At 33.1% G+C, this 12,406-nt stretch carries 10 protein-coding genes; 8 read left to right on the top strand and 2 right to left on the bottom strand.

The genetic code is table 11. From position 1 onward, the window contains the following. The first annotated feature begins 219 nt into the window (after positions 1-219). The 5 genes from QLQ94_RS05080 (at position 220) to QLQ94_RS05060 (ending at position 3,288) form a co-directional block, all read left to right on the top strand. Entirely contained in the window at positions 220-699 is a 480-nt protein-coding gene (locus QLQ94_RS05080; protein ID WP_271336740.1) for a hypothetical protein, read from the top strand. 91 nt (positions 700-790) lie between these two features. Beyond that, positions 791-1,117 (top strand): YtxH domain-containing protein, encoded by a 327-nt coding sequence (locus QLQ94_RS05075; protein WP_271336739.1) that lies wholly within the window; start codon positions 791-793, stop codon positions 1,115-1,117. Between the two features lie 123 nt (positions 1,118-1,240). After that, on the top strand, positions 1,241-1,591 hold the full coding sequence (locus QLQ94_RS05070; protein ID WP_271336738.1) for a competence protein: 351 nt from the start codon (positions 1,241-1,243) through the stop codon (positions 1,589-1,591). 2 nt (positions 1,592-1,593) lie between these two features. Beyond that, positions 1,594-1,848, top strand: coding sequence for a DUF6327 family protein (locus QLQ94_RS05065; RefSeq protein WP_271336737.1), 255 nt, complete (start codon positions 1,594-1,596; stop codon positions 1,846-1,848). 48 nt (positions 1,849-1,896) lie between these two features. Next, positions 1,897-3,288 carry an IS4 family transposase gene (locus QLQ94_RS05060; protein WP_482499260.1) on the top strand — a complete coding sequence of 464 codons (1,392 nt, stop codon included), beginning with the start codon at positions 1,897-1,899 and terminating at the stop codon, positions 3,286-3,288. Between the two features lie 29 nt (positions 3,289-3,317). On the opposite strand, the gene QLQ94_RS05055 is transcribed toward QLQ94_RS05060, so the two are convergent. Further along, positions 3,318-4,298: an SPFH domain-containing protein gene (locus tag QLQ94_RS05055; protein ID WP_271336736.1), complete on the bottom strand. Its 981-nt coding sequence runs from the start codon at positions 4,296-4,298 to the stop codon at positions 3,318-3,320. Positions 4,299-4,485: 187 nt separating this feature from the next. Next, positions 4,486-5,991 (bottom strand): glutamate--tRNA ligase, encoded by a 1,506-nt coding sequence (gltX, locus tag QLQ94_RS05050; protein ID WP_482499286.1) that lies wholly within the window; start codon positions 5,989-5,991, stop codon positions 4,486-4,488. 162 nt (positions 5,992-6,153) lie between these two features. Here gltX and QLQ94_RS05045 point away from each other — a divergent pair, with 162 nt between their 5' ends. The 3 genes from QLQ94_RS05045 (at position 6,154) to mnmG (ending at position 12,353) form a co-directional block, all read left to right on the top strand. Next, positions 6,154-9,561, top strand: a complete 3,408-nt coding sequence (locus QLQ94_RS05045; RefSeq protein ID WP_482499285.1) for a coiled-coil domain-containing protein — start codon at positions 6,154-6,156, stop codon at positions 9,559-9,561. Continuing rightward, complete coding sequence (gene ybeY / locus QLQ94_RS05040; RefSeq protein ID WP_427401137.1) at positions 9,558-9,974, top strand: rRNA maturation RNase YbeY; 417 nt, start codon at positions 9,558-9,560, stop codon at positions 9,972-9,974. The genes QLQ94_RS05045 and ybeY overlap by 4 nt, the downstream gene beginning before the upstream one ends. 507 nt (positions 9,975-10,481) lie before the next feature. Next, on the top strand, positions 10,482-12,353 hold the full coding sequence (gene mnmG, locus QLQ94_RS05035; RefSeq protein ID WP_271336732.1) for a tRNA uridine-5-carboxymethylaminomethyl(34) synthesis enzyme MnmG: 1,872 nt from the start codon (positions 10,482-10,484) through the stop codon (positions 12,351-12,353). The last annotated feature ends 53 nt before the right edge of the window (positions 12,354-12,406 follow it).

Below are 12,406 nucleotides of genomic sequence, written 5' to 3'. Positions count from 1 at the left end.
ATGATTTTTGGTTTTAGAGTCAATTCTAAATCTGAATTCTAAAGATTGATTTTATGGTCAATTGTAATTGTGATTGTACTTTGATAATACTTATAGCGTAAAAGTATTTTTCAGAATGTATTTCATAATTTAAAAATTTCATGAAATTAATTTTATGGGTTATTTGAAATTTTGTTTTTTGTTTGACATTAACAATTTTAATCCTTAAATTTTAATATTATGAAAATTCTATTTTTTACGCTATCGATTTTATTTGCAAATATTGCAATTTCTCAAACACATCAAATTACAAAACATAATGGTGAACAACTTGATGTTAATTTTATAAAACTTGACAATGATCTGGTTTATTATTCTTTGAATGGAAGTGCTGAAGAACATAAAATTAGCAAATATGCTGTTTCAAAAATTACAAATAAAAAATCGAATCAAACTCAAAATGTATCTGATAAAGTTATAGTAGATTCTAAATCTGATTATAAATTTGTAACAGTTTTATCTCAGGACAAGACAATAGGTTTAAAACAAGTAGCTAATTTTTCTGGGGTTTCGACAAAAACAAAAGGAGAACCGCCAATTGCTAATAAAAACCAGACTGCAATGAGAATCAAAACACAGTCTGCTTCAAACGGATACCCGTTTGTTAGTATTGTTGAAAAAGGTGATGGTAAATATGAAGCTGTAGCTTATGTGTATTAAATTTAGTGTTAATTTTTATTAAATTACAATGAACCAATAATTTGTAATTCAAAAAAAGACTACCTTTAGTAATCATTTAAATTTTAATGTTATGTCAAAAAATGTAAATACAGTTGCGGCAATTTTAGCTGGTGCTGCAGTAGGAGCAGCGTTCGGAATTTTATTTGCTCCGGAAAAAGGATCAAAAACTCGCGCTAAGCTGAAGGAAGGTTTAGATGATGCGAAACATAATTTGAAAGATTCACTTTCTGCAAGTTCTGAAGTATTGCGTGAAAAGTTCGCACATGCAAAAGAAAATCTTGATGGAACATATGGTGAGCTACTTTCGAATATGAGTTACAAAACTGAAGAAGTAATTAGCTTTTTAGAAACTAAATTAGCTGATTTGAAAGCTCAAAACGCTAAACTTCAAAAATAATAATCCAGGAAGCACAAAGCTTAAAATGGTTTTATGATTGTTTAGATTATTTTAAAAGATAATCGATATTGCAATTATTAGATCATGAGTTTTGTGCTTCTTTTTTTAATTAAAATTACAATTATGGCTTTTGAAGAATTAAAAGAAAATACTGAAAAAATTCAAGATCAGGCTAAAGTTTATCTTGATAGTCATTTGGCTTATTATAAACTTTGGGTTTTTAAAGTGACCATGAAATCAGCGACTTTAATTTTAAAGTTTACTTTGATTTTATTGTGCTTTAGTATGGTGATGATATTCGGATCTTTTGCTGCAGCATATGCTTTTGGAGCTTTATTCGAAAGTAATGCACTTGGCTTTTTAGCAGTAGGAGGGATCTATTTAATCTTTACAATTTTACTTTTCTTCTTGAAAGATAAATTTGTTGAAGGTCCGATATTGGGAAAATTTTCAGAAATATTTTTTAATGATTAATTATGGAAACTAAAAAATACTCATCATACGCGGCAATAGAAAGAGATTTGGAAATTTTGAAACTCGAAAAAGATATTAATTACCAAAAACTAGTTTTAAGTTTTCAGAAAACGAAAGAATCTATAACACCTCAAAGTATTGTTGGTGGAGTTTTTTCTTCTTATAAAGAATACTTTACAAAATCTTATCCACAGATTTTACAATCCATTTTACCTTTTGTAATCAATTGGTTTATCAATAAAAAAAGAGGCAAATAAGCCCTACCGTCTGGACACAAATATATTTTTAATTATATTTGAGAAAAAGTGCAGACTAGATATTTTGAAAATTTAAAAGACAAGCGATTGTTGAATAGAGGTAATTCTATTCTCAATCGCTTGTTTGCTAATAGTATTTATTCGATAAGACAATTAGCAGAAAGTGACTCTGAAGCCAAAGCGATTTATCGATTTTTGCAAAATGATAACGTCAGCGAAGCTGATATTATAAAGAACATGTCTATTAATTGTGTAAGCTGTGTTGAAGACAAATCTGTATTGTGTATTCAGGATAGCAGTGAAATAAACCTTTATAATCATAGAAATAGGATTAAAAAGGATGAATCAATTGGACTGACCAATGCTTCTGTTGGAGGACTTGGTTTTTTTATACATCCAAGTTTTATTATAGATGCAGAAACTTTAATGCCATATGGTTTTTCAGATGTAAAAATATGGAATAGAGGACATGAGCTGCCAGCTAAAATGAAAACCAACACTCACAATCGCATACCTATTGAAGAAAAAGAGTCTTACAGATGGATAGATTCTTCTCTTGAAACAAAGAAAAAGCTAAGTCAAGCAAAAGAAATAATCATTATTCAGGACAGAGAGGGAGATATCTACGAACAATTTTGCCTTGTCCCTGACAGCAAAACACATTTATTGATTAGATCGCGATTTAATCGAATGTTAGATACTAAAACCAAACTTTTTGATCACCTAAATTCCCAGCCCCTTCAAGGGATGTATACAATTGAATTAGAAGGTGACAAAAGAAGGAAAATGCAGAAAAGAACTGCTGCTATAGAAGTACGCTTTTCAGAAATAACAATAGGTAAACATCAATATTCAGGCAAACATCTTCCAGATAAAATAAATCTTTATGCCATCGAGGCAAAAGAAGTTGGAGAAAATATTGAAAACCCCATACATTGGAGATTATTAACCACTAAAAAAGTTGAAGATCTACAAACTGCATTACTTTGTATCGAATGGTATACCTACAGATGGACTATTGAAGAAGTATTTAGAATTTTAAAGAAAGAGGGCTTCAATATCGAAGCAAGCGAATTATCTCAAGGTAAAGCAGTTCGTAAACTATGTCTTTTGATGCTGGAGACTATTATAAAGCTTTTTATAATGCAAATAGCTTATGCCAGCGAAGAAGAGACCGAACCAAAAAGCTGCTTTTCAGAGGAAGAAATGGAATGTTTAGAATTACAAATCACCCAATTAGAAGGAAAAACCGAAAAACTAAAAAACCCATATAAATCGTCAGATTTGAAACGATATATATGGGCTATTGCTAGATTAGGAGGATGGAAAGGTTATCTCTCTGAAAGGAAACCTGGCATCACAACCTTTTGGATTGGCCTGCAAAAATTCACTTCAGTCATGCAAGGTTGGATACTCTTTAGAGTTGTGTCCAGACGGTAGCAAATAAGCCTCTTTTTTGTTTTTATAATTTATTTTGTTTCTGGTTCGATGTCATCTTCATAACCATGTTGTGGTTCAATAGGTTTTGGTTTCGCTAATTTTTTATTGTTTTTCTTCATCATTTCACCAACTTGGTTTGATGCTGAGAACGATGCAACCATATTGTTTAACATATCACTTCCGGCTTGAGGAGAGTTTGGTAACAAGATGAGGTTAGAATTTGCATCTGCACCAATTGCCTGCAGTGTGTCATAATGTTGTGTAACTACAATTAATGCTGAAGCTTCTTGGGAATTGATTCCAACACTGTTCAAAACTTCAACACTTTCTACTAAACCTCTTGCAATTTCACGACGTTGATCTGCAATACCTTGACCTTGTAAACGTTTACTTTCAGCTTCAGCTTTTGCTTTTGCAACGATTCTGATTCTTGAACTTTCAGCTTCAAATTCAGCAGCCGTTTTTTCTCTGTCAGCAGCGTTGATTCTGTTCATGGCATTTTTTACCTGAATATCCGGATCAATATCGGTTACCAAAGTGTTGATAATATCATAACCATAAGTAGTCATTGCTTCATTTAATTCTCTTTTTACGGCAATTGCGATATCGTCTTTTCTTTCAAAAACATCATCCAATTTTAATTTAGGAACTTCGGCACGAACCACATCAAAAACATAAGCGGTAATCTGATCGTGTGGATATTCCAGTTTATAAAAAGCATCGTATACTTTTTCCTGAATAACTTTGAACTGTACCGAAACTTTCATTTTGATAAAAACGTTGTCTTTGGTTTTGGTTTCGATGATAACATCTAACTGTTGAATTTTAAGATTCACACGTCCGGCCAATCTGTCAACTACAGGAATTTTTAATTGTAAACCTGAATTTCTCACGCTATGGAATTTTCCAAATCTTTCGATAACAACCGAACTTTGTTGTTTTACTGTAAAGAATGACGACATGAAAATAAAGAGCGCAATAACTAAAAAGATAATAAGTACTGGATTCATAATGATATTGATTTAGTTTTTATGATCTGGTAAATTACGAATAATCTGCCAAATTCAATTTTTTAAGCGTAAAAAAAACGCTAAGAACATATTATCAATGTTTCTTAGCGCTGAAATTATTTTACCATTAAGAGATTAAGTTCATAAAGCTTGCCTTAATTTTTCTTAATCTCTTAATGGTGATAAATTATAATGTTGCAATTGCTTTCTGTATTCTCGAAATAGTTTCTTCTTTTCCGATAATTTCAACAATGTCAAATAGGTGAGGACCTTTAAGAGCTCCAACCAAACTCAAACGAAAAGGCTGCATAACTTTACCCATTCCTATTTCATTTTTAGTCAACCAATCTTTTACTATTGCTTCGATATTTGCTGAATCAAAACCATCGATATATTCAAGAGTCGAAATCAATTCCTGCATTAATGCCGGCGTTTCTTCCTTCCAGTTTTTGCTTGCTTTTTCATCATAAGATGTTGGCGCCTGGAAAAAGAAATCTGTTAAATCCCAAAATTCAGAAACAAAATGAGCTCTTTCTTTAATTGAGGAAACGATTCTTGTAACATCAAATTTAGAAATATCAACACCTTTTTTTACTAAAATAGGAGTGAAGTCTTTCGCTAAATCAGCATCATTTTTTTTGATTAAATATTGATGATTGAACCATTTATTTTTCTCAGGATCAAATTTAGCTCCGGATTTATGAACTCTGTTCAAGTCAAAAGATTCAACTAATTCTTCTAATGAAAATAATTCTTTATCCGTTCCATCATTCCAACCTAACAAGGCAAGGAAGTTTATAACTGCTTCCGGGAAAAATCCTTTCTCTCTGTAACCTGATGAAACACCTTCTTCGGTTTTCCATTCTAGTGGAAACACAGGAAATCCTAATTTGTCACCATCTCTTTTAGATAATTTTCCATTTCCAACGGGTTTTAAAATCAAAGGCAAATGTGCAAATTCCGGCGCATCCCAGCCAAAAGCTCTGTATAGTAAAACGTGAAGAGGCATCGATGGCAACCATTCTTCACCACGAATTACATGTGAAGTTTCCATCAAATGATCATCAACAATATTGGCTAAATGGTATGTTGGCATTCCGTCACTTTTGAACAATACTTTATCATCAAGTAAACTGGTTTCGAATTTTACATCACCACGAATAATATCTTTTAAATGTAACGTTTCATCTACCGGAGTTTTAAAACGGATCACATAATGTTCTCCATTTGCAATTCTTTTAGCAACTTCTTCAGCAGAAATTACCAGAGAAGTATCAAGCTTTTCACGGATCGTGTGATTGTAAATAAATGTTTTTCCTTCAGCTTCTTGTTCTTTTCTCAAAGCGTCAAGAGTTTCCGGAGTATCAAAAGCATAATATGCCCAACCTGAATTGATCAATTGATCAGCATAAGTTTGGTATAATTCCTTACGATCACTTTGTCTGTACGGACCAAATTTTTCATTTTTCCCAACAGTTTCATCAGGAGCAATTCCTAACCATTCTAATGCTTCCATAATATAAGCTTCGGCACCTGGAACAAAACGAGTTTGATCGGTATCCTCAATTCTTAAATAAAAAACACCATTGTTTTTTTTGGCAAATAAATAATTAAATAGGGCAGTACGAACTCCGCCAATATGTAAAGGTCCTGTTGGACTTGGTGCAAAACGCACACGAACTTGCTTTGACATTTGTTTAAATTTTGATGCAAAGATACGATTCTAATTAGAGAATTAGAAAATGAGTTTTAATTAGATAATGCCTTGCTTATAGCTTAATTGACTAATTTTCTCATTGATAATTATCTAATTAAAATTACTACTTTTATGGGTTATAAATAAAAGAGATTCAACTTGAAAACAACATCTGCGATATATCAAAAGCTAGAAGCATTTATAAAGAAATATTATACTAATGAATTGATAAAAGGGGGACTTCTTTTTATTGGTTTCGGATTGTTGTATTTTCTATTCACGCTTTTTATTGAGTATTTCCTTTGGCTAAAACCATTAGGAAGAACATTGTTGTTTTGGATATTTATAGGAGTAGAGGTTTTCCTTTTGTTTCGATTTATATTATTCCCAATTTTCAAGTTATTCAAACTTCAAAAAGGAATCGATTATAATCAGGCCTCCACTATTATTGGAAACCATTTTACAGAAGTAAGTGATAAGTTGACTAACTTTTTGCAATTGTCAGAGTCTGAGAATTCAACAGAAAGTTCAGAGTTGATGTTAGCTTCGATAGAGCAAAAAGCAAATTCATTGCAGCCAATTCCGTTTGGGAATGCCATCAATTTTAAAAACAATAAGAAGTATTTACCTTTGGCAATTATTCCAATTTTGCTTTTTGCCGTGTTTTATATTTCTGGAAACAGCAATGTTATTTCTCAAAGTTTAAATAGAGTAGTACATTTTAATGCTACTTTTTTACCACCGGCTCCTTTTAAATTTGTGGTTCTAAACTCAAATTTACAAACAGAACAAAACAAAGATTTTGTTGTCAAAATGGAATCTGTTGGGAATGTTGTTCCAGAGAATGTAATGATTCATATTGGTAACGAAAGTTATTTTATGGAGTCATCTCAACCAGGAAAGTTTGAATTCAAGATTGAAAAACCAGTATCGAATGTTGAATTTTCTTTTGAGGGAAATTCAGTTTTATCAGAAGAATATGAGTTGAAAGTAATTACAGTTCCATCAATTGCCAACTTCGAAATGGTATTGAATTTTCCATCTTATCTAAAAAAGAAATCTGAAATTATTCAGGGAACAGGAAATGCAATTGTACCGGAAGGAACTTTGGTTACCTGGAAAATGAATACACAATCGACTCAGGAAATTGTATGGAAAGATGATAATTCGACTTTCAAGTTTAATAAATCCGAAAACGAATTTAAATTGGCTAAAAATATCAGTCAAAATACAGAATATCAAATTCTTACCTCAAATAATAAGGTCAAAAACTACGAAAAACTAGATTATCAGTTGTCAGTGATCAAAGATCAGCATCCAACTATCACAGTTAGTCCTGCACCGGACAGTTTAAAGCTCGATAAAAATTATGTTTTGGGTAGGTTAGGAGATGACTATGGTTTGTCTAAACTTCAGGTGGTTTACTACGAACGCGATAAACCAAGCACTGCCAAGCGTGGAACAATACCGGTTAAGTCTGGAGTATTTGATCAGTTTGTTTTTAATTTTCCAAGTAATCTTGCAGTTCAGGAAGGAGTTTCTTATGAGTACTATTTTGAAGTTTTTGATAACGATGCGCCTCATGGATTTAAGAGCACAAAGTCTTCTGTTTTTTCTGATCGTGTTTCGACAACAGATGAAGTTCATGATATGGAATTGCAACAGCAAAATGAAAATATCAATAGTTTAGAAAAATCTTTGAAGAATCAAAATAAGCAATTTTCTGAAATGGATAAAATTCAGAAAGCAGGAAAAGAGAAAGATAATTTAGAGTTCAAAGACCAGCAGAAAGTAAATGATTTTATCAAACGTCAGAAACAACAAGACGAATTGATGAAACAATTTGCTGAGAAAATGAATAAGAATTTGGACAAGTTTCAGTCTGAGAAGAAAGACAAAACTGCTGATGATTTGCAAAAACGTTTAGACAATGCCGAGAAAGATTTAGAAAAGAATAAGAAGTTAATGGACGAATTGAAGAACTTAAACGATAAATTGAATAGTGAAGATTTGTTTGATAAGATGGAAAAGTTCAAACAGATCAGCAAGAACCAATCCCGTAATCTGGAGCAATTGGTTGAATTAACAAAACGTTTTTATGTTTCTAAAAAAGCAGAACAAGTTGCTGATAAATTAAAAAAGTTAGCAGACCAACAAGAACAGCTTTCTAATAAAGACAAAGAAAATACGCAAGAGAAACAAGAGGATATCAATAAAGCTTTTGATAAAATCCAGGAAGATTTAAAAGATCTGAAAGAGGAAAACAAAACATTAAAAGCTCCTTTAGATATTCCTTCTGATGCTTCAAAAGAGAAAGATGTTAAGGAAGATTTGAAGAAAGCTTCTGAAGAGTTGAGTAAAAAGAATTCCTCTTCGGCTAAGCCAAAACAGAAAAGTGCAGCCAAAAAAATGAAGAGTATGGCGGAGCAAATGGATTCAAGTATGGAGGGTGGAGAACGAGAACAACTGGAAGAAGATGTAGCAATGCTTCGTCAGGTTCTGGATAATCTTTTAGCATTTTCTTTATCGGAAGAAGATGTAATGAAACAATTTAAATCTATGAAGTTGGGATCTTCAGCTTATACTAAGAACATAAAAGTACAGCAGAATTTGAAACAACAGTTTAAACATGTCGATGATAGTTTGTTTGCATTGTCTTTACGTAACCCAAAAGTGGCCGAAGATGTAACGAAGGAAATTGGAAATGTACAGTATAATGTAGATAAAGCGATTGAAAGTTTAAGCGATGTTCAGGTTCCTAAAGGAGTTTCGCATCAACAGTATGCGGTTTCATCTGCCAATAAATTAGCTGATTTTTTAAGTGATTTATTGAATAATATGCAAATGTTAATGTCTAAACCAGGAGCAGGAAAACCAAAACCAGGAGATGGACAAGGAATGCAATTGCCGGATATTATTCAAAAACAAAAAGGTTTGGCTGACAAGATGAAAGAAGGAATGAAATCTGGTGATAAGCCTGGGGACAAACAAGGAGACAAACCCGGCGATAAACCCGGAGAAGGCCAACAAGGAAAATCCGGTGAAGGAAAGCAAGGTCAGGGAAGAGACGGCAAAGGAAAAAACGGAGATGGTAAAAATGGTCAAGGAAGTAAAAGCGGTGAAAAAGGAAATGATGGAAAAGACGGAAGTGATGGAGAAGGAGATGCTGAAGCTATCATGGAAATATATAAAGAGCAAGTCAAACTTCGTGAAGCGTTACAAAAGGAGTTAGCAAAACAAGGTTTAGATTCTCAGGGTAGATCTGTAATTGATCAAATGAAAGCTTCGGAAAAGCAACTTTTGAATAAAGGTTTTAAGACTGAAAACTTACAACGTATACTTAATATTCAACAGGAATTATTAAAATTGAACAATGCCGTTCAGCAGCAAGGGCAAGATACAAAACGACAATCGGAAACTAATAAAGCGGAATTTTCTAATAGAACGAATGCGTTACCAACTTCGTTATTGGATTATTTAAACAGTGTAGAGATATTAAACAGACAATCACTACCTTTGCGCTCGAATTTTAATCAAAAGGTTCAAGAATATTTTAATACAAAATGATCAATTTTAATTACGAAACCGAATTTACTTTAGAGAACGAACTAGCCTTTGCAGATTGGTTAAGCGCTGTAATAGTTTCTGAAAGTAAAAACGAAGGAGAGATAAATTATGTTTTTTGTGATGATGATTATCTTCACAAGATAAATGTAGAATATCTAAACCACGATACACTAACAGATATTATCAGCTTTGATTATACAGTTGGTAATGAACTGAACGGAGATATATTTGTTTCTGTTGAAAGAGTAGAAGACAATGCAAAAGATTTTAATGTTTCTTTTGAAGAAGAATTGAAGCGTGTTCTTGCTCATGGTATATTACATTACTGTGGATATAAAGACAAGAGTGATGCTGATGCTGAACTTATGCGTTCTAAAGAAGATGAAAAGATAGCTATGTTTCACGTGGAATAGTAAAGTATTAAATGCTAAAATTTACTAATTCCAATTTCCAATTGTTTCACGTGAAACATAAGTTTGGCTCTGTATTTTAAAAAACGAATGTTTCACGTGGAACGTTTAGCGAAAAACTTTGACTAAAGAATTTAAACTTATATGTTAGTATTGTTTCACGTGGAACATAAATATTAGAAGTGATATTCGAAAAGTAAAGAATGTTTCACGTGGAACATAAGAAAATGCGTAAAAAGTTTTAGTTTGAAATTTCAGGTTGTACTTAATTTAATCTGTTCCACGTGGAACAGATTGGTGAATGATTTGAAGTTAGAACTTGATATTGAATGCTGTTCCACGTGGAACAGTATATGTGTTTTAATATGAGATTTCGGTTTTTAAGATTGGAATTTGGAATTTGAAAAACTGATTATTGGTGCAAGTGCACCGTTCCACGTGGAACAAAAATGAATGTAATGATAATTCTGAGAACTGACTTAAACGGTTTCCGGAGAATAATAAAGCAAAATGTTTTTAGAAGAATACGATGTTATTGTAGTTGGTGCAGGTCATGCCGGATCTGAAGCCGCGGCAGCGGCCGCAAATTTAGGATCAAAAACTTTATTGGTTACAATGAGTTTGCAGAACATTGCACAGATGTCTTGTAATCCAGCGATGGGTGGAATTGCAAAAGGACAAATCGTGCGCGAGATTGATGCGCTTGGAGGATACTCAGGAATTGTTTCTGATAGAACTGCAATTCAATTTAAGATGTTGAATAAATCAAAGGGGCCGGCAATGTGGTCTCCGAGAGTTCAAAGTGATCGAATGCGTTTTGCCGAAGAATGGAGAATGATGTTGGAGGGAACTCCAAATTTGGATTTCTACCAAGAGATGGTAAAAGGTTTGATTATCGAGGACGGAAAGATAAAAGGAATCAAAACTTCGTTGGGAGTGGAGATCAGATCTAAATCTGTGGTGTTGACAAATGGAACTTTTTTGAATGGTTTGATTCATATTGGAGAAAAACAATTCGGAGGAGGAAGAGCTGGTGAAAGTGCCGCGACCGGAATTACTGAAGATTTAGTAAAAGTAGGATTTGAATCTGGAAGAATGAAAACTGGAACGCCACCACGAGTTGATGGACGTTCTTTAGATTATTCTAAAATGAACGAAGAAAAGGGAGATGCAAAACCGGATAAGTTTTCTTATTCGGATTTGACGTCTCCGTTGACGCATCAGAGATCTTGCCACATGACTTACACTTCATTGGATGTTCATGATATTTTAAGAGAAGGTTTTGATCGTTCTCCTATGTTCAACGGAAGAATCAAAAGCCTTGGCCCGAGATATTGCCCTTCGATAGAAGATAAGATAAATCGTTTTGCTGATAAAGAACGTCACCAATTATTTGTTGAACCAGAGGGTTGGAATACTTGTGAGGTTTATGTAAACGGATTTTCAACTTCGCTTCCGGAAGATATTCAGTTCAAAGCGTTGCGTTCAGTTGTAGGATTTGAAAAAGTGAAATTCTTCCGTCCTGGATATGCAATAGAATATGATTATTTTCCGCCAACACAATTGAAGCATACTTTGGAAACGAAGTTAGTTGAAGGTTTATATTTTGCCGGACAAATCAACGGAACAACAGGATATGAAGAAGCAGCTTCGCAAGGATTGATGGCCGGAATAAATGCACATTTAAAAGTACATGAAAAAGCACCGTTGATTTTAAAACGTGACGAAGCTTATATTGGAGTTTTGATTGATGACTTGATTACGAAAGGAACGGAAGAACCGTATCGTATGTTTACATCAAGAGCAGAGTATAGAACATTGTTGCGTCAGGATAATGCCGATTTCAGATTAACGCCAATGTCACATGAAATTGGTTTGGCTTCTGAAGCTCGTTTACGTAGAATGGAGAAGAAATTAAACGAATCTGAAAAGATGGTGGCTTTCTTTAAAGAGACAAGTGTTTCGGTTGCAGAAACAAATCCAATTTTAGAAGCTAAAGAAACTGCTCCGATTACGCAAGGTGATAAAATGTTTAAAGTTTTCTCACGTCCTCAAATAGATTTAGAGGATATGATGAAGTTTGAAAAAGTAAAGGAATATATAGAAGCTAATGATGTTGATCAGGAAATTTTGGAACAAGCCGAAATCCAGGTTAAATATTCTGGTTATATCGAAAAGGAAAGAAATAACGCAGATAAGCTAACTCGTTTAGAAGATGTGAAAATTCCTGAAAGTTTTGATTATAATAAAATTAAATCAATGTCGATTGAAGCCAAACAAAAATTAAGCAAGATTCGTCCTGTGACAATTTCTCAAGCTTCAAGAATAAGCGGAGTGTCACCAAGTGATATTTCGGTTTTATTGATTTATATGGGAAGGTAAGAAGTTTTCAGTCTCAGTTTTCAGTTATAAGTGAATGCTGGATACTGAATAAT

The sequence above is a fragment of the Flavobacterium sp. B114r genome, from assembly GCF_056824125.1.
The sequence above is the reverse complement of the archived record's forward strand: the minus strand, read 5'-3'. Positions and strand labels throughout refer to the sequence as shown.

What these genes read in the sequence shown, in the direction of transcription:
- QLQ94_RS05080 (WP_271336740.1), top strand. Translation starts at nt 220, where the DNA reads ATGAAAATTCTATTTTTTACGCTATCGATTTTATTTGCAAATATTGCA.
- QLQ94_RS05075 (WP_271336739.1), top strand. Translation starts at nt 791, where the DNA reads ATGTCAAAAAATGTAAATACAGTTGCGGCAATTTTAGCTGGTGCTGCA.
- QLQ94_RS05070 (WP_271336738.1), top strand. Translation starts at nt 1,241, where the DNA reads ATGGCTTTTGAAGAATTAAAAGAAAATACTGAAAAAATTCAAGATCAG.
- QLQ94_RS05065 (WP_271336737.1), top strand. Translation starts at nt 1,594, where the DNA reads ATGGAAACTAAAAAATACTCATCATACGCGGCAATAGAAAGAGATTTG.
- QLQ94_RS05055 (WP_271336736.1), bottom strand. Translation starts at nt 4,298, where the DNA reads ATGAATCCAGTACTTATTATCTTTTTAGTTATTGCGCTCTTTATTTTC.
- gltX (WP_482499286.1), bottom strand. Translation starts at nt 5,991, where the DNA reads ATGTCAAAGCAAGTTCGTGTGCGTTTTGCACCAAGTCCAACAGGACCT.
- ybeY (WP_427401137.1), top strand. Translation starts at nt 9,558, where the DNA reads ATGATCAATTTTAATTACGAAACCGAATTTACTTTAGAGAACGAACTA.
- mnmG (WP_271336732.1), top strand. Translation starts at nt 10,482, where the DNA reads ATGTTTTTAGAAGAATACGATGTTATTGTAGTTGGTGCAGGTCATGCC.